The sequence below is a fragment of the Limimaricola sp. genome (assembly GCF_016125575.1).
GTDB lineage: Bacteria > Pseudomonadota > Alphaproteobacteria > Rhodobacterales > Rhodobacteraceae > WGLM01.
The window spans coordinates 37,303-60,023 of the sequence record NZ_WGLM01000006.1 but is presented as its reverse complement, the minus strand read 5'-3'; the positions used below and the strand labels follow the sequence as shown (position 1 = coordinate 60,023).

The 22,721-nt window shown below is 68.4% G+C and carries 24 protein-coding genes; 15 read left to right on the top strand and 9 right to left on the bottom strand.

Going from position 1 to position 22,721, the window contains the following annotated elements; genetic code table 11:
- Window positions 1-66: 66 nt before the first annotated feature.
- The 3 genes from GC146_RS15930 to GC146_RS15920 all read left to right on the top strand — a co-directional run bounded on the left by GC146_RS15930 (window position 67) and on the right by GC146_RS15920 (window position 4,646).
- Window positions 67-3,522, top strand: coding sequence for an AAA family ATPase (locus GC146_RS15930; protein ID WP_291840940.1), 3,456 nt, complete (start codon window positions 67-69; stop codon window positions 3,520-3,522).
- A 70-nt stretch (window positions 3,523-3,592) separates the two neighbouring features.
- A complete protein-coding gene (locus tag GC146_RS15925) occupies window positions 3,593-4,063 on the top strand; it encodes a YbjN domain-containing protein (protein WP_291840939.1) in 471 nt (156 codons plus the stop codon).
- A 106-nt stretch (window positions 4,064-4,169) separates the two neighbouring features.
- Entirely contained in the window at window positions 4,170-4,646 is a 477-nt protein-coding gene (locus GC146_RS15920; RefSeq protein ID WP_291840938.1) for a YbjN domain-containing protein, read from the top strand.
- A gap of 5 nt (window positions 4,647-4,651) precedes the next feature.
- Here GC146_RS15920 and GC146_RS15915 read toward each other — a convergent pair whose 3' ends face one another.
- The 4 genes from GC146_RS15915 to GC146_RS15900 form a co-directional block, all read right to left on the bottom strand.
- Window positions 4,652-5,821: a lytic murein transglycosylase gene (locus tag GC146_RS15915; protein ID WP_291840937.1), complete on the bottom strand. Its 1,170-nt coding sequence runs from the start codon at window positions 5,819-5,821 to the stop codon at window positions 4,652-4,654.
- A gap of 108 nt (window positions 5,822-5,929) precedes the next feature.
- On the bottom strand, window positions 5,930-6,811 hold the full coding sequence (cbiB, locus tag GC146_RS15910) for an adenosylcobinamide-phosphate synthase CbiB (RefSeq protein WP_291840935.1): 882 nt from the start codon (window positions 6,809-6,811) through the stop codon (window positions 5,930-5,932).
- Window positions 6,812-6,825: 14 nt separating this feature from the next.
- Complete coding sequence (locus GC146_RS15905; RefSeq protein WP_291840933.1) at window positions 6,826-7,773, bottom strand: threonine-phosphate decarboxylase; 948 nt, start codon at window positions 7,771-7,773, stop codon at window positions 6,826-6,828.
- A complete protein-coding gene (locus GC146_RS15900; protein WP_291840931.1) occupies window positions 7,770-8,132 on the bottom strand; it encodes a DUF1636 domain-containing protein in 363 nt (120 codons plus the stop codon). Before GC146_RS15900 ends, GC146_RS15905 begins: the two co-directional genes overlap by 4 nt.
- Window positions 8,133-8,298: 166 nt before the next feature.
- On the opposite strand from GC146_RS15900, the gene GC146_RS15895 reads away from it, so the two are divergent.
- Window positions 8,299-8,673, top strand: a complete 375-nt coding sequence (locus GC146_RS15895) for a response regulator (protein WP_291840929.1) — start codon at window positions 8,299-8,301, stop codon at window positions 8,671-8,673.
- Here GC146_RS15895 and GC146_RS15890 read toward each other — a convergent pair.
- Window positions 8,655-9,665 (bottom strand): glutathione S-transferase family protein, encoded by a 1,011-nt coding sequence (locus tag GC146_RS15890; protein ID WP_291840927.1) that lies wholly within the window; start codon window positions 9,663-9,665, stop codon window positions 8,655-8,657. The genes GC146_RS15895 and GC146_RS15890 overlap by 19 nt on opposite strands.
- A 299-nt stretch (window positions 9,666-9,964) precedes the next feature.
- Here GC146_RS15890 and GC146_RS15885 point away from each other — a divergent pair, with 299 nt between their 5' ends.
- The 8 genes from GC146_RS15885 (at window position 9,965) to GC146_RS15850 (ending at window position 17,605) form a co-directional block, all read left to right on the top strand.
- Complete coding sequence (locus GC146_RS15885) at window positions 9,965-11,119, top strand: sirohydrochlorin chelatase (RefSeq protein ID WP_291840925.1); 1,155 nt, start codon at window positions 9,965-9,967, stop codon at window positions 11,117-11,119.
- A complete protein-coding gene (locus GC146_RS15880) occupies window positions 11,119-11,961 on the top strand; it encodes a molybdopterin guanine dinucleotide synthesis (RefSeq protein WP_291840923.1) in 843 nt (280 codons plus the stop codon). Before GC146_RS15885 ends, GC146_RS15880 begins: the two co-directional genes overlap by 1 nt.
- Window positions 11,961-12,596, top strand: coding sequence for a precorrin-8X methylmutase (locus GC146_RS15875; protein WP_291840921.1), 636 nt, complete (start codon window positions 11,961-11,963; stop codon window positions 12,594-12,596). The genes GC146_RS15880 and GC146_RS15875 overlap by 1 nt, the downstream gene beginning before the upstream one ends.
- Window positions 12,593-13,789 carry a precorrin-6y C5,15-methyltransferase (decarboxylating) subunit CbiE gene (gene cbiE, locus GC146_RS15870; protein ID WP_291840919.1) on the top strand — a complete coding sequence of 399 codons (1,197 nt, stop codon included), beginning with the start codon at window positions 12,593-12,595 and terminating at the stop codon, window positions 13,787-13,789. The genes GC146_RS15875 and cbiE overlap by 4 nt, the downstream gene beginning before the upstream one ends.
- Window positions 13,786-14,490, top strand: a complete 705-nt coding sequence (gene cobI, locus GC146_RS15865; RefSeq protein ID WP_291840918.1) for a precorrin-2 C(20)-methyltransferase — start codon at window positions 13,786-13,788, stop codon at window positions 14,488-14,490. Before cbiE ends, cobI begins: the two co-directional genes overlap by 4 nt.
- A complete protein-coding gene (gene cobJ / locus GC146_RS15860) occupies window positions 14,481-16,355 on the top strand; it encodes a precorrin-3B C(17)-methyltransferase (RefSeq protein WP_291840916.1) in 1,875 nt (624 codons plus the stop codon). The genes cobI and cobJ overlap by 10 nt, the downstream gene beginning before the upstream one ends.
- Entirely contained in the window at window positions 16,352-17,134 is a 783-nt protein-coding gene (gene cobM, locus GC146_RS15855; protein ID WP_291840914.1) for a precorrin-4 C(11)-methyltransferase, read from the top strand. The genes cobJ and cobM overlap by 4 nt, the downstream gene beginning before the upstream one ends.
- Before the next feature lie 117 nt (window positions 17,135-17,251).
- Window positions 17,252-17,605 (top strand): hypothetical protein, encoded by a 354-nt coding sequence (locus tag GC146_RS15850; RefSeq protein WP_291840912.1) that lies wholly within the window; start codon window positions 17,252-17,254, stop codon window positions 17,603-17,605.
- Here the strand turns inward: GC146_RS15850 and GC146_RS15845 are convergent.
- A complete protein-coding gene (locus tag GC146_RS15845; RefSeq protein WP_291840910.1) occupies window positions 17,589-18,758 on the bottom strand; it encodes a MalY/PatB family protein in 1,170 nt (389 codons plus the stop codon). The two genes, GC146_RS15850 and GC146_RS15845, sit on opposite strands and share 17 nt — an antisense overlap.
- 95 nt (window positions 18,759-18,853) lie before the next feature.
- Here GC146_RS15845 and def (GC146_RS15840) point away from each other — a divergent pair, with 95 nt between their 5' ends.
- From def (GC146_RS15840) to fmt, 3 genes are read left to right on the top strand one after another with little or no spacing between them, the layout of a single operon-like run.
- Window positions 18,854-19,375, top strand: a complete 522-nt coding sequence (gene def / locus GC146_RS15840; protein WP_291840908.1) for a peptide deformylase — start codon at window positions 18,854-18,856, stop codon at window positions 19,373-19,375.
- 6 nt (window positions 19,376-19,381) lie between these two features.
- Window positions 19,382-19,879 (top strand): peptide deformylase, encoded by a 498-nt coding sequence (def, locus tag GC146_RS15835; protein ID WP_291840905.1) that lies wholly within the window; start codon window positions 19,382-19,384, stop codon window positions 19,877-19,879.
- Window positions 19,879-20,778 (top strand): methionyl-tRNA formyltransferase, encoded by a 900-nt coding sequence (fmt, locus tag GC146_RS15830; protein WP_291840902.1) that lies wholly within the window; start codon window positions 19,879-19,881, stop codon window positions 20,776-20,778. The genes def (GC146_RS15835) and fmt overlap by 1 nt, the downstream gene beginning before the upstream one ends.
- A 79-nt stretch (window positions 20,779-20,857) precedes the next feature.
- Here fmt and rnhA read toward each other — a convergent pair whose 3' ends face one another.
- Genes rnhA through ispH form a run of 3 tightly spaced genes read right to left on the bottom strand, consistent with a single transcriptional unit; the run spans window position 20,858 to window position 22,712 of the window.
- Complete coding sequence (gene rnhA / locus GC146_RS15825; protein ID WP_291840899.1) at window positions 20,858-21,316, bottom strand: ribonuclease HI; 459 nt, start codon at window positions 21,314-21,316, stop codon at window positions 20,858-20,860.
- Window positions 21,316-21,765: a DUF3429 domain-containing protein gene (locus tag GC146_RS15820; protein ID WP_291840896.1), complete on the bottom strand. Its 450-nt coding sequence runs from the start codon at window positions 21,763-21,765 to the stop codon at window positions 21,316-21,318. Before GC146_RS15820 ends, rnhA begins: the two co-directional genes overlap by 1 nt.
- Window positions 21,762-22,712 (bottom strand): 4-hydroxy-3-methylbut-2-enyl diphosphate reductase, encoded by a 951-nt coding sequence (gene ispH / locus GC146_RS15815; protein ID WP_291840894.1) that lies wholly within the window; start codon window positions 22,710-22,712, stop codon window positions 21,762-21,764. Before ispH ends, GC146_RS15820 begins: the two co-directional genes overlap by 4 nt.
- Between the last annotated feature and the right edge of the window lie 9 nt (window positions 22,713-22,721).

Sequence of the window (22,721 nt, the reverse complement as noted above, 5' to 3'; positions counted from 1 at the left end):
TTGACTCGTGCCATCTCGCGCCTGTTATCATCGCGGACCACGGGAATCAGCGGGGGCGCGGCGCGCATGCGCTTTACCAGACTTCGCCTCAACGGCTTCAAAAGCTTCGTCGACCCCACCGATCTGGTGATCGCCGAGGGGCTGACCGGCGTTGTCGGCCCCAATGGTTGCGGCAAGTCCAACCTGCTGGAGGCGCTGCGCTGGGTGATGGGCGAAAATCGCCCCACCGCGATGCGTGGCGGCGGGATGGAGGACGTGATCTTTGCCGGGGCCTCGTCCCGGCCGGCCCGCAACTTTGCCGAGGTCGCGCTGCATATCGACAACTCCGAACGCCTCGCGCCTGCCGGTTTCAACGATGCCGACACGCTGGAGATTGTCCGGCGCATCACCCGTGATGCCGGCTCCGCCTACAAGGTCGGCGCCAAGGAGGTGCGCGCGCGCGACGTACAGATGCTGTTCGCCGATGCCTCGACGGGGGCGCATTCGCCCGCGCTGGTGCGGCAAGGCATGATCTCGGAACTGATCAATGCCCGTCCGCAGGCGCGGCGGCGGATCTTGGAAGAGGCGGCCGGTATTTCGGGCCTCTACCAGCGCCGGCACGAGGCCGAGCTGAAATTGAACGCCGCCGAAACCAACCTTGCCCGCGTCGATGACGTGATCGAGCAGTTGGCGCAGCAGCTGGCGCAACTGGCCCGGCAGGCCCGCGCCGCCGCGCGCTATCGCGAGATCGGCGAGGCGTTGCGGCAGGCCGAGGGCGTGCTGTTTTATCGCCGCTGGCGCGAGGCCGAAACGGCGCAGGCAGCCGCTATCGGCGCGCTGCGCGAACGCTCGGTCGCCTCGGCGCAGGCGGAAACAGCGGCGCGGACTGCCGCCAAGGCCCGTGCTGCTGCCGAAGAAGCGCTGCCGCCCCTGCGCGAGGAGGAGGCGATTGCGGGTGCCGTGCTACAGCGCCTGCATGTGCAGCGCGATACGTTGGCCGAGGAGGAAACTCGCGCGCGGGAAGCCATTTCCGGGCTGAAGGCGCGCATTGCGCAACTGGGCCGTGATATCGAACGGGAAAGCGCGCTGAACCGCGACGCCGACGACACCATCGCCCGGCTGCAGGCCGAGGCCGAAGATCTGGAAGCGGCCGCCGAGGGCGAGGCTGAACGGCTGGCCGCTGCCGAAGAGGCCGCACATGATGCCAGCGCCGATCTGCAGCGGCACGAAGGTGCGTTAAGCGCGTTGACCGAGGACGCCGCGCGGCTTTCGGCCCGGCACCAGTCGGCGCAGCGGCTTGTCGAAGATCATACCCGGATGCTGGCCCGGTCAGAGACCGAGGCGGAAAATGCCCGCGCCGGACAGACCGCCGCCGCACAGGCGCTGGAACAGGCCGAGGCCGATTTCGCTGCAGCGGGCGAGGCAGAGGCGCAGGCGGCGGCCACCTCCGCCCGCGCCGAAGAGACGCTGCGCGCCGCAGAGGCCGCCCGCGCCGAGACGCAGGCGCGCGAACAAGAGGCGCGCGCACAACGCTCCGAGGCCGAGGGCGAGGCGGGCGCGCTGCGTGCCGAAGTGGCCGCTCTGGCGCGACTGGTCGAGCGCGATACGCGCGAAGGTGGCCAGGTTCTTGACCTGCTGACGGTCACAAGCGGATTTGAAAAAGCGTTGGGCGCGGCACTGGCCGACGACCTGCGCGCGCCGCCTGTCGGGCCCGAGGGGCGCTCGGGTTGGGCGCTTATGCCCGGCTATGACGCGACGCAACCTTTGCCCGCGGGGGTCACGCCGCTGGCCGACGTCGTTGATGCACCACCGATTCTGGCGCGTCGGATCGGGCAGGTGGGGCTTGTCGATGCCGCCGAGGGCGCGCGGCTGCAGGCGGCGCTTCAGCCCGGTCAGCGGCTGGTCAGCCGCGAGGGCGACCTGTGGCGCTGGGACGGGTTCCGCACCGGGGCCGAAGACGCGCCATCGGCTGCCGCGCTGCGGCTGCAACAACTCAACCGGCTGGTCGAGCTGAAGCGTGATCTGGAAGAGGCCAACGCGCGCGCGCAATGCGCGGCGCAGGCGCATGACATGCTGTCGCGGCAGCTGGTCGACCTGACGCAGGCCGATCAGGCCGCGCGCAAGGCCCGGCGCGAGGCCGACCAGATGGTGGCGGATGCCGCGCGGGCCCTGTCGCGCGCCGAGGCCGACCGCAACCTTGCGGGCGGGCGGCGCGAATCGGCCGCGCTGGCGCTGGCCCGGCACGAGGAAGAGGCCGAGGGCCAGCGTACCGCGCTGGCCGATGCGCGCACGGCGCTTGACGAACTTCCGGACCTTGACGCGGCGCGCGCCGAACTGGAGGCGGCCAAGACCGACGTGGCAACGGCGCGGGCCGGAATGCTGGCCGCGCGCTCTGCTCTGGACGAATTGCGCCGCGCCGCGGAGGCGCGCAGCCGTCGCAGCAAGGAGATCGCGCGCGATCTGACCGGCTGGCGCGAGCGCAAGGCGACGGCTGGCAGCCGCGCCGCTGATCTGGCGACCCGGCAGGAGGCCGCCGAGGCAGAGCTGGCCACGGCAGATGCCGCGCCCGCCGCAATCGCCGCACGGGGTGCCGAACTGGACGCCGCGATTTCCGATGCAGAGGCGCGCCGCCGTGCCGCCGCCGATGCGCTTGCCGCCGCCGAGACCGTTCTGCGCGAGGCGATGCAGGCCGAGCGTGATGCCGAACGTGCCGCCTCCGAGGCGCGCGAGGACCGCGCCCGCGCCGATGCCCGCGCTGAAGCCGCGCGCGAGGCGACCACCGCAGCGGCCGAGCGCATCTTCGAGGCGCTGGAGATGACGCCCGATGCGCTTTTGGCGCAGCTTGGCGTCGATCCCGACCAGATGCCCGACACCCATGTTGCCGAAACGCAGGTCGCGACGCTGAAGCGTCAGCGCGAGGCGCTGGGCGCGGTCAACTTGCGCGCCGAAGAGGACGCCCGCGAAGTGCAGACCGAGCATGATACGCTGGTGGGCGAAAAGGCAGATCTTGAAGGGGCGATCAAGGTGCTGCGCAACGGCATTGCCGGCCTCAACCGCGAAGGGCGCGAACGCCTTCTGACCGCCTTCGAACAGGTGAACACCAATTTCGCCATGCTTTTCAGCCACCTCTTTGGCGGTGGCGAGGCGCGGCTGGTGCTGGTGGAAAGCGACGACCCGCTTGAGGCTGGATTGGAAATCATGTGCCAGCCGCCGGGTAAGAAGCTCAGCACGCTCAGCCTCTTGTCGGGGGGCGAACAGACGCTGACCGCGCTGGCGCTGATCTTTGCCGTCTTTCTCGCCAACCCGGCACCGATCTGCGTCCTCGACGAGGTCGACGCGCCGCTGGATGACGCCAACGTGACGCGGTTCTGCGATCTGCTGGACGAGATGTGCCGCCGCACCGAAACGCGCTTTCTGATCATCACCCACCACGCGGTGACCATGTCACGGATGGATCGCCTCTTTGGTGTGACGATGGGCGAGCAGGGCGTCAGCCAGCTTGTCAGCGTCGATCTGAAGAAGGCCGCCGCACTGGTTGCCTGACCCCAAAGTCTTGACCGACAATGATTTTGTTGCGAGCCTTCCAGCATTGATTTGTGCGAAGGAGATTTCGATGAGGTATTTCATCACCGCGGCAGCTTTGGCCGCAACGACATGGGCGGGATCGGCCGCGGCCCAGAACCTTGTGGCGGCGGAACCGGCGAGCATTCTTGCGGCGATGCAAAATGCGGGATTCGTGGCCACGCTGGGCGAATCGTCCGCGACGGGCAATCCCAAGATCAGTTCGCGCATCTCGCGCACCAATTTTTCGGTCTACTTCTACGGCTGCCGCAACCACGTCGACTGCACGTCGATCCAGTTCAGCGCGGGCTATAACCTGTCGACCCCGATGACCCCGGCGCGCGCAAATGAGTGGAACCGCAACCAGCGTTTCGCCAAGGTCTATGTCAACGATGACGGAGACCCGATCCTTCGGATGGACATGACCATGGAAGGCGACGGCACCGGACCGCGCAACTTTGGCTATTCGCTGGATTTCTGGCGGCTTCAGGCCGAGAATTTCGAAAAGTTCATCGACTGGTAGGACGCATGGGCGGGCCCGGCCCGGGGCCCCTGTCGCCCAAGTAAGGTTTGACAGGGGCCCGCGCGGGACGGAGATTTGAAGAATAATGACAACCAGGGTGGCAAAGATGATCAAGACTATTCTTCGGCCGGTTCTGGTCTCTGCCGCGACGGTCATCGTCGCCACGCAGGCCAGTGCCGAGATTCGCGGCGCGGACCCCAACGGCGTGCTTCGGGCGATGCAGAACGTGGGCTACGTGGCCAAGATGGAAACCGACAGCCAAGGTGCGCCGATGATTTCCTCGGCGGTCTCGTCGTCGAAGTTCCGCGTGTTCTTCCACGGCTGTGACAGCAGCGGCATGGGCTGCACGGCACTGGAATTCTCGTCGAGCTATGACAACACCAACAAATACGGTGCTGACAAGATGAACGAGTGGAACACCAACCACGTCCGCTCGGCAGCTTACCTGCAATCGGATGGCGGCATCGCGGTCTACATGTACGTGAATATCGACAAGGACGGCGTGAGCGATTCGAACTTCGCCGATACGCTGGACGGCTGGCGTCAGGACGTCGAAGGGTTCGAGAGCTTCATCGGCTGGTAAGCCGCCTAAAGCCGTGACAGCAGTGCTGTGGTCGGCCAGGCATCCGCCGGCAGGCCAAGCCGCTCTTGCTCGCGCTGCACCGCCTCGCGCGTCTTTTCGCCGAGGATGCCGTCAACGCCGCCCACGTCATAGCCGCGCGCCTGCAATTTGCGCTGCAACTCCTGCATCTGTGGCCCGGTCAGGCCCGGATCGGGGTTGCCCGCCGTGTAAACCGGCGCGCCCATCAGCCGTGTCGCGAAATAAGCGGCGGTGGTGACGTAGACGAGGCTTTGGTTCCATTCGAGATAGACGTTGAAATTCGGGTAGGCGAGGAAGGCCGGCCCGCCTTGGCCCATCGGAAGCAGGACCGAGGCCTGCAGTGCCCCCGGCCCCAGATCGCCGGTGCGGGCCTGCACGCCGGCGGCCTGCCACTGCCGCACGGTCAGCGTGTGGTTCAGGCCAGTCTGCCGCAGGTCGAGGCCCGGAGGCACGATGATTTCCTGCAGCCATGGCTCGTTCGGTCGCCAGCCAAAACGCGACAGCATCGCCGCGCCTGACAGCAGCGCATCGGGCGCCGAGGTTTTTAACCGGACGTGGCCGTCGCCGTCGCCGTCCTGTCCGCTGGCAAGGATATCGGCCGGCAGCATCTGGACCTGCCCGATCTCGCCCGCCCATGCGCCCGTCGTGGTCGCCGGGTCGAAATCGCCGCGCTTGTAAAGCTCCAGCGCGGCCATGACTTGCGGCAGGAACAGCTGCGGTCGGCGGCAGTCATGCGCCAGAGTCACCAGCGCGTCGCGCGTGTTAACGTCGCCCTGCACCTGCCCGAAATCCGTCTCGAAAGCCCAGAAGGCCAGCAGCACGCCCGAAGGAATGCCATAGCGGCTTTCGATCGTGGCGAAGGTCTGAGCGTAGCGCTGGCCGTAGCGGCGGCCGTTATCCAGCCGGTTCTGCGAGATCAGGCTGCGCGAGAAGGCAATGAAATCTTTCTGGAAAAACCCCTGCCGCCGGTCGGCGGCCAGCACGTTCTGGTCATTCCTGACCCCGGCGAAGAAGCCATCGACCAGCGCAGGGGCATAGCCCTGTGCGACGGCCTGTCGTTTCAGTGCCGCCACGAAATCGCCGAAAGGCCCGCCGCAGGTCTGTGCCGTGGCACCGCTGGCGGCAAGGCAGGCGATCAGGGTCAGGGCAACGCGCATCGGGAACCTCCACCGGACAGGATGGGCGGAGCCTAGCAGGGGAGGGTCAGCGCGCAAGGGGGGCGGCAGGACGCCTGCGGCGGGCGAGTATTTGGGGCAAGATGAAGCCTAGCCGAGCGCCAGCAGAAGCGCCGCGACAAGCGCGAGGGCCCAGCTGCGCCAGAGCATCCGCACCGCCCCGTCGATCTCGGTCACGCCGATGTCGCGGCGGCCGTCCGGGTTGACGAAGGGAAAGTCGCGCGTCTCGCCGTGGTAGCTGCGCGGACCGGCCAGTGCCACGTCCAGCGCGCGCGCCATCGCCGCCTCGGGCCAGCCCGCGTTGGGCGAGCGGTGCAGGCGGGCATCCGCACGGATCGCGCCCCAGCCGCCGCGCAGCCCGCCCGCCAGCCAGATCAGCAGCGCCGTCAGCCGCGCGGGCACCCAGTTCAGCACGTCGTCGGCCCGCGCCGCCGCCCAGCCGAATTGCAGGTGGCGCGGCGTGCGGTAGCCGATCATGCTGTCAGCGGTATTGGTGATCTTGTAGATCATAAGCCCTGGCAGCCCAGCCAGCGCGAACCAGAAGATCGGCGCGATGACCCCGTCGGACAGGTTCTCGGCCGCGCTTTCGATGGCCGAGCGGGCGACGGCGGGCGCCTCCATCGCGGCGGTGTCGCGGCTGACGATCATCGCCACCGCGCGCCGCCCGTCGCCCACTGACAGCCGTAGCGCATCGGCCACGCGGGCGACGTGATCGACCAGTGACCGTTGGGCGAGAAGGATTGCCGCCGCGATGACCTCGAGAACATGGAAGGGCAGGGCGGCGATGAGCCAGCCCAGCAGGCCCGCGCCCAGTGCAAGGCCCACCATCACCGCCACGCCCTTGGCCCGCCGCCCCTCGCCCGCATTGAACCGCGCATCGGCCCAGCCAACCGCACGGCCCATCAGAACGGCCGGATGCGGCAGACGGTCCCACAGCCAGCGCGGTTCGCCAACGATGGCGTCAAGCAGCATTGCAAAGACCAACGTCACAGCGCGGCCCTCAACTGATCCCAGCGGTCGGGGTGTGGCAGGCCAAGGCGCAGCCAAGTGTGCGAATATGGAAAGATGCGGCTCCAGACATGGCCGCGCGCCAGCCGCGCCTGCCATGCCGCGGCATTGTCGACCGCATAAAGGCGGAACAGAGCAGTGCCCCCAACCAGCGCCGCACCCTTGGCCGTCATCATCTGGTCAAGTCGTGCCGCGTCGTCCGTCAGCCGCGCCCGCGTGGCCGCCGCCCATTCAATATCGGCCAGCGCCGCCGCCCCGATGGCCAGCGCCGGCCCCGAGACGGGCCAAGGCCCCAGCATTTCGGCCAGACTGCCCGTTGGCCCGGTCAACGTGGCAGGCGTGGCAATGGCAAAGCCCAGCCGCAAACCTGCCAGCCCCCAGAACTTGCCGAAGCTTTTCAACACCACGGTGCTGTCCTGCGCCGTGCGCGAAATCAGGCTGGCGCCCGGCATTGTGTCGCAAAAGCTTTCGTCGATGACATGCAGTCGCGCCGCGCTTGTCGTCTCGGGGGCAAGCCGCCCGTCGGGGTTGTTGGGGTGAACATCAACCCGCACCGGCGCGGGGCCGTCCTGCACCACGTTGCCGGCGGCGCGAAAGGCCGCGGCATGTTCGTTATAGGTCGGCCCGGCAATCTGCACCGGAAGGCCCGGCACCAGTGACGGCAAGCGTGCGATCAGGGCCGAGGCCCCGGGCGCCGGCACAATGACCGCCTGTTCAGGCACCTGCCAGAAGGCGCGAGCGGCGGCGATCAACCAGTCGGTCGCGCCCGCGTCCGGCAGGGCCGTCCATGCGTCGGCGGGCAGGGCCGTTAGGGGATATGGGACCGGGTTGATGCCCGTCGACAGGTCCAGCCAGTTGTTGCGTGAGCCGCCATACTGCGCCACGGCCGCATCCAGTCCGCCGCCATGGTCGCGCGGGCCGCTCATTCCGGCAGCGGCACGTGGCGGCTGACGAAGTGGCCTTTCACACCCTGCGGCCACTGCCGGAACGGAACCTGACCGGTCTCGCTGGCGGCATGGGCGGTAGCATAGGCGACGATCGCCTCGGCGGCCTCATCGCTGGGTTCGAACCGTCCCAGTGAATAACCGATCTTGCCCTGCGCCTGCACGATCACGTTGCAGGCCCGCTCGCACCCCATGGTGCAAGAGACCCGGCGCGTGGCCACTGGCGGCGCGGCGCGGGCCTCGATCAGGTCCGCCAGCGCCTCGCCATCGGTGCGGGCCATGTCGCCCATTTCCCAGCCGGGGCGCTTGCAAGTGTCACAGATGGTGATCCAGGTGGTCATTTTGGGCCCTCTTCCGCCCGGTGTTCAAGCCGATTTGCGCCGACAGCACAAGCGATGCCGACGAAGTTCCGCCGCTCACGCCTTGGTGAATGCGCGGTTAAGAACCTGTTAACCCTGCTCGCCCACAAGAAATGGCATACTGCGGTTCATCAGGAGGTGACAGGTCGTGGGCAGTGCAACGCGCGTCTTGGTCGTCGAAAGCAAGGCGGACCTGGCCGAGGGGTGGGTACGTCATCTGCAGAGCTTGGGTGTGTCAGTCCGGTGGGAGGCAGAGGCGGACCTTGCCATTCGCGCGCTCGAACAGGAGAGGTTCCACGTTATCCTGATCGACCTGATGCTTTCGGAAGGCGGGGCGCTGGCCGTCGCCGACTACGCCCGTTTTCGTCATACCGGCACCAACGTGATCTTCGTAACCGATACCACCGTCTTTTCAGACGGGTCGATTTTCGGCCTGATGCCTAACGTACGCGCCTTTCTTGAAAGTCATACGCCGCCAGATGACCTGGCGGCGATGGTGCAGCATTACGCCCGGCCGATCTGACGCAGTTGCGCGCCCACCGCGTCGCGCCCGTGCGGCGCGTCAAGGTCAAGAACGGGGCCGGTCGGGATGATCCGATGCGGATTGATGGTGTCGTGGCTGTAATGGTAGTGCCGCGTGATATGGTCGAGCCGTGTTGTCGCCGCCACGCCCGGCCATTGGTAGAGTTCCCGCGTATAGGCCCAGAGGTTCGGGTAATCGACGATCCGGGCGCGGTTGCACTTGAAATGCCCGTGATAGACCGTGTCGAACCGGATAAGCGTTGTGAAGAGCCGCCAATCGGCTTCGGTGATCTGAGCGCCGGCAAGGTAGCGTTGTTGCGACAGCAGGCCCTCCAGCCAATCCAGCGTGTCGAACAGCGGCCCGACCGCGGCATCATAGGCCTCTTGGGTCGTGGCAAAGCCGGCCTTGTAGACGCCGTTGTTGAAGGTGTCGTAGACGCGCGCGTTGATCGTTTCGATCTCGGGGCGCAGTGCCTCGGGCCAGTAATCGTCGGTGTTGCCGGTGATGGCGTCGAAGGCAGAGTTGAACATCCGGATGATCTCGGCCGATTCGTTCGAAACGATCGTGTTACGCGTCTTGTCCCACAGGACCGGGACCGTCACCCGCCCGGTCATCTGCGGCTGCGCCTTCAGGTAGATATCGCGCAGGAAAGGCAGCCCGAACTGGGTGTCGCCAGTCGCCCCGTCAAAATTCGTGGCGAAAGTCCAGCCATCGTCCAGCATATCGGGATGTACGACTGACAGGCCGATGTGATCTTCGAGGCCTTTCAGCGCGCGAAAGATCAGCGTCCGGTGCGCCCAAGGGCAGGCATAAGAGACGTAGAGGTGATATCGCCCGCTTTCGGCCGCAAATCCCTCTTCGCCGCTGGGCCCGGCGCTGCCGTCGGGGGTAACCCAGTTGCGGAACTTCGCTGCGCTGCGCACGAAGGCGCCGCGGCTGGCCTTGGTATCGTACCACGCTGTGGTCCAGTTGCCGTCAACCAGTTGTCCCATGTCTTTGTCTCCTTCGGTTGGACCCGAGGTATGCCCCCGCCGCCCTTGCGCCAACCCGCCCCGCTCCACAGCGCCCCCCGCATCAGCGCACAAGTCGCAATCCGGGGGCGGCGCGCCGTTTATCCGTTTGCGTGCCGCGCCCCGGCGCGCTAGCACCAATGCTGACGAAGCCATGACTGGCCAGAGCGGTTGGTGGCGCGAATGGGGTCGACCCGCTGGACGGGGACCGCCCGCGCCACGTCGTCGGTGCCCGCGCGACGCGCGGTCTTCCGGTCATGCCAGATGCGAAGGGGAAGGCCATGAAGACCGGCGTGATGATTTGCGGCCACGGCTCGCGCAGCCAATCCGCAGTGGATGAATTCAAGGTGCTGGCCGAAAAGCTGCCCGCGTACCTGCCCGACGACTGGATGGTCGATTACGGCTATCTGGAATTCGCCAACCCGGTGATCCGCGACGGGCTGGACCGCCTGCGCGAGGCCGGGTGCGAGCGTATCCTTGCCGTGCCGGGCATGCTGTTCGCCGCGATGCACGCCAAGAACGACATTCCCACGGTGCTGAACACCTATGCCGCCAAGCACGGGATCGAGGTGCGCTATGGTCGTGAACTGGGTGTCGATCCCAAGATGATCGCCGCCGCCGCCGCCCGCGTGGGCGAGGCGGTGGACGAGGCCAACACGACCCTTGGCGAGGTGCCGCTGCATGAAACCTGTCTTGTCGTCATCGGTCGCGGCGCGTCCGACCCGGACGCCAACGGCAACGTGTCGAAGATCGCGCGGATGCTGCAAGAGGGCATGGGCTTTGGCTGGTGCGAGGTCGGCTATTCCGGCGTCACCTTCCCGCTGGTCGAACCCTGCCTGCAACATGTCGCGCGTCTGCCTTATCGCCGGGTCATCGTGTTTCCCTATTTCCTGTTCTCCGGCATCCTGATCGACCGGATCTACGGCTTTACCGACCAGGTCGCCGCGGAACATCCCGAGATCCAGTTCGTCAAGGCGCCCTACCTCGGCGATCACCCCAAGGTGCTGGAAACCTTTGCCGAGCGGGTGACCGAGCAGGTGGGCGAGGTGCCGCCGCCCAACTGCGCGATGTGCAAGTATCGCACCGCCGTGCTGGGCTTCGAGGCCGAGGTGGGTGCGGTGCAGGAAAGCCACCATCACCACGTCGAGGGGCAGGGGGCCAGCGCGCCGGGATCCAATGTCGAGGATTGCACGCTTTGCGACACGTTCTGCACCGGGCTTTGCCGGTTGCAGGCGCAGGACCAGCCGCACGGCCATGTCAGCCATGTGTCCAAGGGCGACTGGCACGATCACGGCGACGGCCACGTGCATTTCCACGCTCATTCCCACGATCACGATCACGGCCACGACCATGGGCACGACCACGTCCACCCGACCTATCCCCACGCCGACCACCCGCTTGGCCCGCTCAGCGCGCTGAAGACGAAGAAGCCCTGATGCCGCTTTTCGACCTCCACGTGATGGTCGACTGGTCCGCCGCCGGAACGCCCCGGCAGGGGCCGGACAGCATCTGGATTGCCGTGCTGGACGCGGACGGCCTTGCGCTGAACAACCCCGCTACCCGCGCCGGGGCCGAGGCCGCGCTGGACGATCTGCTGGCGCAGGCCACCGCCGCCGGGCGGCGCGCGCTGATCGGGTTCGATTTTCCCTTCGGCTACCCGCGCGGCCTGTCGCAGGCGATCCGCCCCGGCGGCGACTGGCGCGATGTCTGGGTGCTGATCGGGCGCAACGTGGCCGAGGGCGCGGCCAACTCCAACAACCGCTTTCATGCCGCGGCCCGGCTGAACGCGCTGTTTCCCGGGCAGGGGCCGTTCTGGGGCAACGGGCTGAAGGCCGAAATCCCGGGCTTGCCGCGCAAGAAGCCAGATGGCTGGGGCGCGCACCTGCCCGCCAACCGCAGGCTGGCCGAGGATCAGGCCAAGGGCGCGCAGGAGGTGTGGAAGCTGTCCGGCGTTGGTTCGGTCGGCGGACAGGCGTTGACCGGCATCGCCACGCTTGCCCGGCTGAAGGCCCGCCACGCGCTGGCCATCTGGCCGTTCGAGGCCGTGGCGCAGGGCCATGTCGCCGCTGAAATCTACCCCTCGCTCCTGCCGGTCCGTCCCGCGCCGGGGCAGGTCAAGGACGCGGCGCAGGTCGAGGCGGTCGCGCGCGCCTATGCCGCCGCCGACGCGCAGGGACTGCTGGGCCGGATGCTGGCCGCGCCGCTGGCCCCCGCGCAAAGGACCGACGAGGCGACGATCCTTGGCCTGTCGCATGTCGATGCGATGAGGGCCGCGTGATGCGCCCCTACGAAAAAGACCCCGCCGCGATCTACGCCGCCAGCTTTGCCACCGTGCAGGCAGAGGCGCGGCTGGGACGGTTCCCGGCCGAGATGCAGCCGCTGGTCACCCGCCTGATCCATTCCTGCGGCATGGTCGAGATTGCCGACCGCCTTGCCTTCTCGCCCGGTGCCGTGGCCGCGGGCCGCGCCGCGCTGGCCGCCGGCGCGCCGGTTTTCTGCGATTGCCAGATGGTCGCCGCCGGGATCATCCGCCGCCACCTGCCGCGGACCGAGATCGTCGTGACCCTGAACGACCCCGCCACCCCCGCGCTTGCCCGCGACATCGGCAACACCCGCTCGGCCGCGGCGGTGGAGCTGTGGCGCGACAGGCTGGACGGTGCGGTGGTGGCGATCGGCAATGCGCCCACGGCCCTCTTTCACCTGCTGGAACTGATCGACGAGGGGTTTCCGCGCCCGGCGCTGATCCTCGGCTTCCCCGTGGGTTTCGTGGGCGCGGCGGAATCGAAGGCCGAACTGGCCGCCAACCCGCGCGGGGCCGATTTCATCGCGCTGCGCGGGCGCAGGGGCGGTTCGGCCATGGCGGCGGCGGCGGTCAACGCGCTGGCCACCGGCCTCTGGACCGACGCGCCATGACGCCCTGGCTGCACATCGTCGGCATCGGGGCCGAAGGGCTGGCCAGCCTTTCGCCCGCCGCGCGCTCGGCGCTGGAGACCGCCGAGGTGATCATCGGCGGCGCGCGCCACCACGACCTGACCGCCGCGCTATCAGCAGAGCGGATCGCCTGGCCCTCGCCCTTCGATGCGCTCATCGACACCCTGCGCGGGCTGTCGGGCCGCCGCGTGGCCGTCCTCGTCACCGGCGATCCGTTGTGGTTTTCCGCCGGGGCAAAGATTGTCCGCGCGTTTGACCCCGCCCAGATCACCTTTCACCCGCAGTTGTCGGCCTTCCAGCTGGCCGCCGCGCGGCTGGGCTGGAGCCTTGCCGATGTCGAAACCCTGACCGTCCATGGTCGCCCGGTGGAGCAGGTGATCCCCGCCATCGCGCCCGCCCGGCGGCTGCTGATCCTGACCGCGGGCGCGGCAACCCCGCGCGAGGTGGCGCAGCTGCTCGTCGAGCGCGGCTATGGGCCGTCGCGGATGACGGTTCTGTCCGACATGGGCGCCGCGGCCGAGGCGCGTCTTGATGGCACCGCGGACGGCTGGACGCAGGATGCGCCCGCCTTTCACACGCTGGCGGTAGAATGTCTTGCCGGGCCCGGTGCCGTGATCGCTTCGCGCGCGCCGGGGCTGGTGGATGCGCATTTCGCCTCCGACGGCACGATGACGAAACAGGAGGTGCGGGCGGTCACGCTGGCCCGCCTGATGCCGCTGCCGGGGCAAATGCTGTGGGACGTCGGCTGCGGCTGTGGTTCTGTCGCGGTGGAATGGATGCGCGCGGTGCCGGCTGCGCAGGCGGTGGGGATCGAGCCGCGCGCGGACCGCAGGGCGCTGGCCGCGACGAATGCCGCGCGCCTTGGCACGCCCGGCCTGCGGCTGGTCGCGGGCAGCGCGCCCGAAGGGCTGGCGGACCTGCCCGCGCCTGATGCCGTCTTCATCGGCGGCGGGCTGACGCCTGAGACTTTCGCCATTGCCCGCGCCGCGTTGCGCCCGCGCGGCCGGATCGTGGCCAATGCCGTGACGCTGGAGACCGAGGCTCTGCTGATCGACCTGCACCGTCGCCATGGCGGCGAGTTGACCCGCATCGCCGTGTCCCGCGCCGAACCCGTCGGCCGGTTGACCGGCTGGCGCCCGCTGATGCCCGTCACGCAATGGAGCTTTGCGACATGACATTCGGAACGTTGCATGGCGTGGGCCTTGGCCCCGGCGCGCCCGACCTGATCACTCTGCGCGCCGCGCGGCTGATCAAGGGCGCGCGCGTCATTGCCTATCCGGCGCTGGCGGGGGGCGACAGCCTTGCGCGGTCGATCGCCGCGGACCTGATCCCGCAAGAGGCCGGGGAGATCGTCCTCGACGTGCCGATGTCGACCGCGCGCGCACCCGCGCAGGCGGCCTACGATACCGGCGCCGCGCGCATCGCCGCGCACCTGCAGGCGGGCCGGGACGTGGTTTATCTCTGCGAGGGCGACCCGTTCTTCTACGGCTCCTTCATGTATGTCTTTGCACGCCTCGCGCCGCGTTTTGCGGTTGCGGTGGTGCCCGGGGTGACCTCTGTCACCGCCTGCGCCGCGCTGGCCCGCCGCCCGCTGGTCGCGCGCAACGAACGGCTGGAGGTGCTGCCCGGCCCGCTGCCCGACGACCAGCTGGCCGCGCGCATTGCCGGGGCCGACAGCGTGGCGATCATGAAGGTGGGCCGCCACATGGCGCGCATCCGCGCGGTGGTGGCGAACCTCGGCCTGACCGAGCGCGCCGTCTATGTCGAACGCGCGACGCTGGCGGGCGAGGTGGTGCTGCCGCTGGCCGACGCGCCGGACGTCGCGCCGTATTTCTCGATGATCCTGATTACCAAGGGGGCCGATCCATGGCTGTGACACCCGTTGTCGTCGCGCTGACCCGCGCGGGCGAAGAGGTGGCCCATCGCGCCGCCGCCGCGCTGGGGGCCGCCGTGCATGGCCGAGAAGGCCGCGTGAGCCGCGCCGATGCGTTCTTTGCCAACGCGCTGGACCACGTGCGCGACCTTTTCGCGGCGGGCGTGCCTGTGGTGGGCGTCTGTGCCAGCGGCATCCTGATCCGCGCCGTGGCCCCCCTTTTGGCCGACAAGCGGGCCGAACCGCCGGTGGTTTCGGTCAGCGAGGATGGGGCGGTCGTGGTGCCGCTGCTGGGCGGGCATCGCGGCGCGAACCGGCTTGCCGCCGAACTGGCCCGCGCGTTGGGCGCGCAGGCGGCGGTCACGACGGCGGGCGAGGTGGCGCTGGGCCTTGCGCTGGACGAACCCCCGCCGGGCTGGCGGCTGGTGAACCCCGAGGATGCCAAGGGCGCGATGGCGGCACTACTGGCGGGCGGCGGTGCCCGTGTGCTGGGCGAGGTCGCGCCGTGGCTGGCGGGCCTGCCAGAGGGGGACGCGGTGACCATCACCTGCGGGCCGGCGCCCGTGGTGGGCCTTGGCCCCGGCCACCTGCATTTCGCGCCGCAGCGCTTCGTCCTTGGTGTGGGCAGCGCGCGCGCCTGTCCGCCCGGGGAACTGGCCGCGCTGGTGGGCCACGTGCTGTCCGAAGCCGGGATCGCGCCCGAGGCGGTGCAAGCGGTCGCCACGCTGGACCTCAAGGCCGACGAGCCCGCGATGACCGCGCTGGCGCGCGACCTTGACGTGCCGCTGCGCCTGTTCCCCGCGGCAGAGCTCGAGGCGGAAACGCCGCGCCTGTCGGACCCGTCCGAGGTCGTCTTTGCCGAGGTCGGCACGCATGGCGTGGCCGAGGCGGCAGCCCTGGCGCAGGCCGGGCCGGACGCCGCGCTGCGCGTGCGCAAGCGCAAGAGCGCCATGGCCACCGCCGCGCTGGCCGAGGCCCCCGCGCCGATCACCGCCTTGCGCGGCCGGGCGCGCGGGCGGCTGTCGGTCGTGGGCATCGGGCCGGGACACGCGGCCTGGCGGACACCGGAAGTATCCCGCCTTGTCACAGAGGCTGAAGAACTGGTGGGATATGGATTGTATCTTGATCTTCTCGGACCGCTCGCCGCGGGAAAGCCGCGCGCCGATTTCCCGCTGGGCGGTGAGGAAGACCGCTGCCGCTACGCGCTGGAACGCGCGGGCGAGGGGCGCAACGTGGCGCTGGTCTGCTCGGGCGACGCAGGCATCTACGCGATGGGCGCGCTGGTGTTCGAACTCCTGGACCGGGGGCCGGAGGCAAAAGGCGTCAGCGCCGCCGCGGGCCGCATCGAGGTTGTCTGCTCGCCCGGCGTCTCGGCGCTGCAGGGCGCGGCCGCGCGGGCCGGTGCGCCACTGGGGCATGATTTCTGCACCATCTCGCTGTCGGACCTGCTGACGCCGCGCGCCGACATCCTGCGCCGGTTGCAGGCGGCGGCGGCGGGCGATTTCGTCATCGCCTTCTACAACCCCGTCTCGCGCACCCGCCGCACCCTGCTGGCCGAGGCACGCGATATCCTGCTGGCCCATCGCCCGGCCGATACGCCGGTGCTGCTGGCCTCGAACCTTGGTCGCCCCGAGGAAAGCCTGCGCTACCGCCGCCTGGCCGACCTTCAGGTGGACGAGGTGGACATGCTGACGGTCGTGCTGGTGGGCTCTTCCAACACCCGGCTGGCGCAACTGGGCGAAGGGCCGCGAATGTTCACGCCACGCGGCTATGCCCGCAAGATCGACGGGGACCTGGCGCAGGCAGGGGGGCCAGCCCCCCTGACCCCCCGGAGTATTTCCGGCCAGAAGAAGGAGGGCGCGCAATGACCGTCTATTTCATCGGGGCGGGGCCGGGCGACCCGGAACTGCTGACGCTGAAGGCCGCGCGGCTGATCGGGGAATGCCCGGTTTGCCTTTATGCCGGATCGTTGGTGCCGCCGGAGGTGGTGGCCTGTGCGCCGGCGGGCGCGCGTGTTCTCGACACCGCGCCGATGACGCTGGACGAGACCCATGCCGAGATCGTTGCGGCCCATTCAAAGGGGCAGGACGTGGCGCGCGTTCATTCGGGCGACCCGTCGCTTTACGGCGCGATCGCCGAACAGATCCGGCGGCTGAAGGCCGATGGCATTGCCTACCAGGTGATCCCCGGCGTGCCCGCCTATGCAGCAGCTGCCGCCGCGCTTGGCCAGGAACTGACGATTCCGCAGGTGGCGCAGTCGATCATCCTGACGCGCATGTCGATGAAATCGACGGCGATGCCGGCTGGCGAAACGCTGGAGAATTTCGCACGCACCGGGGCGACGCTGGCCATCCACCTTGGCATCCGGGCGCTGCGCGAGATCGAGCGGCAGCTGATCCCGGCCTATGGCGCGGATTGCCCCGTGGCCGTGGCCTATCGCGTGGGTTGGCCCGACCAGCAGCTGATCCGTGGCACGCTGTCGGACATCCGCGAGAAGGTACGGCAGGCCAAGATCACCCGCACCGCGCTGATTCTCGTGGGGCCGGGCCTGTCCGAGGCGCATGGTTTCCCCGATTCGGCCCTTTACGATGCCGCGCGGCCCCATGTCCTGCGCCCGCGGGCCGCCACGGGGGCGGGCGTGCGATAAGAGCGGGGGTGCGATAAGATTCGCACAGACCGGCACGAAGTTGACGTTTTCGTGATGTGTTAACTTGATTTCCAGTCCATCTGCCGCAGTTTTGGCTGCGTGAAATGGAGGGACACGATGTCCGAGTTTCTGCCGGAGGCAGTCCGCAAGGGTCTGGAAGAGGCGCGAAAGGCGGCGCAGCGCCGTTCGTCGCGTCTGTGCGTGCATGACGGCGACAAGGTGCATCGCATCCTGCGGCTTTGGGATGGCGGATTTGCCATGGATGCCAAGGACGCGCCCAAACTGCGCGGTTTCGTCGAGATCTATGATGGCGCGCGCCACCTCTACCAATGCCTTGTGGTCACGTCGCAAGAGGAAGCGGGCGAGCGGATCTACGATTTCAAGTGGCACGCCCCCGTCGCCGACCGGCCCGCGCTGGATTTCGAGCGCGAGCAGGCGGCACCGGTTGCATTGATCACTGGAGGTCGCTGAACGCCTGCTGCAAGCGGCTGACCGCCTCGGTCACGCGGCTGCGCGGCGTGGCGAAATTGAACCGCAGGAACGTGTCGCCACCCTTGCCAAAGGTTTCGCCATGGTTGACGGCGATCTTCGCGGTCTGCTGCACCCGTCCGGTGAATTCCTCGGCACTCATCCCCGTGCCTGCGAAATCGACCCAGGCAAGGTAGGTAGCCTCTAATGGCATCGCGCTGATGCCCGGAATCGCACTGACCCCGTCCTCGAAAATACGGCGGTTGCCGTCAAGGTAGCCGCGCAAGGCATCGACCCATGCCGCGCCGGCCGGCGAATAGGCTGCCGTCGCCATCGCAAGGCCGAAAGAATTGGGCGACAGGCCCAGCGCCGCCATCCGTCCGGCAAAGGCTGCGCGCAGGTCCGGATCAGCGATGATGACGTTACCGGTGTGGCTTCCGGCGATGTTGAAGGTCTTGGTGGTCGACGTCATCATGACCAGCCGGTCTTCGATACCCTCGACCAGCGCCATCGGCGTATGCACCTGGCCGGGCATCGTCAGGTCATGGTGGATCTCGTCCGAGACGATGACAAGATCATGCCGCTTGGCAAAGGCCGCGACAGCCTGCAACTCGGCCCGCGTCCAGACCCGCCCGCCGGGATTGTGCGGCGAACACAGGATCAGCAGCCGTTCCTTCCCGGTCATCTGTGCGTCATAGGCATCGAAATCGAATTCGTAATGCCCGTTGACGTTGGCCAGCGGACATTCAACCACCTCGCGCCCGGCCGCACGGATCACCCGGAAGAAGGCGTGATAGACCGGCGTGAACAGGATCACGCCGTCGCCGGGCCGGGTGAAGGCATCGACGCACAGCGCCGCACCGTTGACCAGCCCGTGGGTGGTCAGAATGCTGGTTGGGTTCACCTCCCAGCCGTGGCGGTTGCGCATCCACCAGCCGATCGCGTCGAGATAGGCACCTTCCTCGCCGAAATAGCCGTAAATCCCAAGATCGCGCATCCCTTGAACGGCGTCCTGAACGCAGTCGGGCGCGGCAAAGTCCATGTCGGCGACCCACATGGCAATGCCGTCCTCCGGGGAGACGCCGTAATATTTCTCCATCATGTCCCATTTCGCGCAATGGGTCCCGCGCCGGTCGATCAGGGTATCAAAGTTCATCCGGGTTCTCCTTTTTCGGCGCGCAGGCTATCTGTCGGCGCGGCCAACGCAAGGCCATGTTGCGCGCCCGCGTCGCATCGCCTAAATGCCTGCGCATGTCACTGCGCCAGATCCTGATCCATCCCGATCCCCGCCTGAAGACCCCGGCCAAGCCGGTGGCCTCGGTCACCGACGAATTGCGCCGGCTGGCGGATGACATGCTGGAAACCATGTATGATGCCCCCGGCATTGGCCTTGCAGCGCCGCAGGTGGGTGTGCTGACCCGCATCCTCGTGATGGATTGCGTCAAGGATCCCGAACTGCCGCCCCGCCCGATGGTGTTGATCAACCCCGAGGTGACTTGGTCATCCGAGGAACTGACGACCTACGAGGAAGGCTGCCTGTCGATCCCCGACCAATATGCCGAGGTGGAACGTCCGGCCGAGGTGAAGGTGCGCTGGATGGACCTGAACGGTGCTTGGCAGGAAGAGCATTTTACCAAGCTCTGGGCGACCTGTGTCCAGCACGAGATCGACCATCTCGATGGCAAGCTCTTCATCGACTACCTCAAGCCGCTCAAGCGCCAGATGATCACCCGCAAGATGGTGAAACTGAAACGCGAACTGGCGCGGGGCTAGGGCCCGGTGCCGCGCCCCTTCGTGATGTGGCCCGACCGGCGGCTGCGCATGGCCGCGGCAGACGTGGCCGCCATCACCGACGAGGTCCGCGCGATCTGGGACGAGATGATCGCGGCGATGGAGGCAATGCCGGGCGTGGGTCTTGCTGCGGTGCAACTGGGTATCCCGCTGCGGCTGGCCGTCGTCGATGCCAGCACCGCGCGCGGGCTGGCCGTGCGGATGGCCAACCCCGAGGTGCTGCACGCCTCGGCCCAGTTCCGCGAACATGACGAGGCCTCGCCCAACCTGCCCGGCGTCAGTGCCATAATCCGCCGCCCACGCGCCGTGACCGTGAGCTTCCTCAACGTCGAGGGTGCGCAGGAAGAGCGCGATTTCGTCGGTCTCTGGGCCACCTCCGTCCAGCACCAGATCGACCACCTCGCCGGGCGCATGTATTTCGACCACCTCTCCAAGACACGGCGCGACATGCTGCTCCGCCGCGCGCAGAAACTGGGACGGTCCTGATGCGGATCGTGTTCATGGGCACGCCCGATTTTGCGGTCCCGGTCCTCGACGCGCTGGTTGCCGCAGGGCACGAGATCGCCTGCGTCTATACCCAGCCGCCCCGCCCGGCGGGCCGCGGCAAGCAACCGCGCTCCGGCCCGGTCATGGCGCGGGCGACCGCGCCAGGCTTGCCTGTCCGTCATCCTGTTTCGCTGAAAGACCCGGCCGAACAGGCCGCTTTTGCCGCCTTGCAGGCCGATGTCGCCGTCGTCGTCGCCTATGGCCTGATCCTGCCGCAGGCCGTGCTGGACGCGCCGCGCGCCGGCTGCCTCAACATCCATGCCTCGCTCCTGCCGCGCTGGCGCGGTGCCGCGCCGATCCACCGCGCGATCATGTCGGGCGACGCCGAAACCGGCGTCTGCATCATGCAGATGGAGGCGGGGCTCGATACCGGCCCTGTGCTGCTGCGCGCCGCCACCGCCATCGGCCCCGAAGAGACCACGGGCGAATTGCACGACAGGCTGGCCGCGCTGGGGGCATCCCTGATCGTACAGGCGCTTGCCCGTCTCGACGGCCTGCGCCCGAAGCCGCAACCGACCGACGGCGTGACCTATGCCGCCAAGATCGACAAGGCCGAGGCGCGCGTCGACTGGACCCGCCCCGCGCCCGAGGTCGACCGCCTGATCCGCGGCCTTTCGCCCTTTCCCGGCGCATGGTGCGAGGTCGCGGGCGAACGCGTCAAGCTGCTGGGCAGCCGCCGCGCCGCGGGCTCAGGCGCGCCCGGAACGGTGCTGACGGGCTTCACCATCGCCTGCGGTACCGGCGCGGTCGAGATCACCCGTGCGCAGCGGGAGGGCAAACGCCCACTGCCAGCCAGCGAAGTGCTCAAGGGCCTCGCCCTGCCGCCGCGCCTCGGCTGACCCTTCTTCTGGCCAGAAATACTCTCTGGGGGAGTCCCGCAGGGACGGGGGGCAGACAGCCCCCCTTCGCCCGCGCGGCTCAGCGTGCCGGCTTGAACGGGGCCATGCCCTCGCGCGCCAGCTCATCCGCGCGCTCGTTCTCCGGATGGCCGTCATGGCCCTTCACCCAGTTCCAGCGCACCTCGTGCCGCGCCGCCGCCGCCTCCAGCCTGCGCCACAGGTCGTCATTCTTGACCGGCTTGTTGGTCGAGGTCTTCCAGCCGCGGCGTTTCCAGCCCGCCAGCCACTCCGTGATGCCGCCCTTCACATAGGCGCTGTCGGTCACCACGGTCAGCCGCGCGGGCCGCTCCAGCGCTTCCAGCGCAGAGATTGCCGCCATCAGCTCCATCCGGTTGTTGGTGGTCAGACCCTCGCCGCCGTTCAGCGTGCGCTCCTTCACCACCCGGTCACCCTCGCGCGCGATCAGCAGCACGCCCCAGCCGCCGGGCCCGGGATTGCCGCTGCAGGCCCCGTCGGTATAGGCGAAAAGCTCGGGCATCAGCGCAGGACCGGCAGCAGGCTCAGCACCACGATGGTGGTCAGCAGCACCCGCAGATGCATCCACCACGGCGGGGCAAGGCCCTGCTTCCAGAACAGCCAGTCCAGCCCCAGCAGCCCTACGAAACCCGCGCCAAGGTTGATCGCCGCCGCCTGCGCGCCGCCACCCGTGGTGAAGAACACCCACAATGCCGGCAGTACCGACAGGGCATAGGCGGTGGCCGCCACCTGCCCCGTCGCTCTTGTGGCAAAGCCCCAAAGGACGCCCGACATGAACGACAGGATCACCGCGCCGTAGAAAAGCTGCACGTAAGGCCCGATGAACCTCCCGCCCAGCATCGGCATGGCACGCGCGCCCAGTTCTGGCCAAACCACCGTGGCCGCTCCCCAGAGAAACGGAATCAGCCCGGCCAGGCCCAGCCAGAGCGCAGCGCGCGGAATGTGCTTCATGCCGGCTCCCGCAGGATGCGCGGCACCTTGAACTCGACGTCTTCCTGCGCCGTGGTGACGGTGGCCAGCGTCACGTCATAGCGCGCGCGCAGCGCCGCGATCACCTCTTCAGTCAGCACCTCGGGGGCCGAGGCGCCGGCGGTCAGCCCAAGGCTCGTCATGCCTTCCAGCGCGCGCCAGTCGATGTCGGTCGCGCGCTGGACCAGTTGCGCATGGGCGCAGCCCGCGCGCCGCGCCACCTCGACCAGCCGGCGAGAGTTGGAGGAATTGGGCGCACCCACGACCAGCAGGGCGTCGCACATCGGGGCCATCGCCTTGACCGCCTCCTGCCGGTTGGTGGTGGCGTAGCAGATGTCTTCCTTGTGCGGCCCGATGATGGCGGGAAAGCGTGCCTGAAGGGCGGCGACGATATCGGCCGTGTCATCGACCGACAACGTCGTCTGCGTGACGAAGGCCAGCCGCGCGGGGTCGCGCACCTGAAGGGTCGCCACGTCTTCGGGGGTTTCCACCAGAAGCACCTCGCCCGGCGGCAGCTGGCCCATCGTGCCCACCGTCTCGGGGTGCCCCGCGTGGCCGATCATCACGATCTGCAGCCCCGCCTCGGCATGGCGGGCGGCCTCGATATGCACCTTGCTGACCAGCGGGCAGGTTGCGTCGACATAGATCATCTCGCGCCGGGCGGCCTCGGCGGGGACCGATTTGGGCACGCCGTGGGCGGAAAAGATCACCGGGCGGTCTGGCGGGCATTCCGCCAGTTCCTCGACGAACACCGCGCCCTTGGCGCGCAAACCGTCCACGACGAAGCGGTTATGCACGATCTCGTGGCGCACGTAGACCGGCGCGCCCCATTTCTCCAGCGCCATCTCGACAATGCGGATCGCGCGGTCGACACCGGCGCAGAATCCGCGCGGAGCGGCAAGGTAGAGGGTGAGGGGCGCAAGAGGCATAGGCGGCTC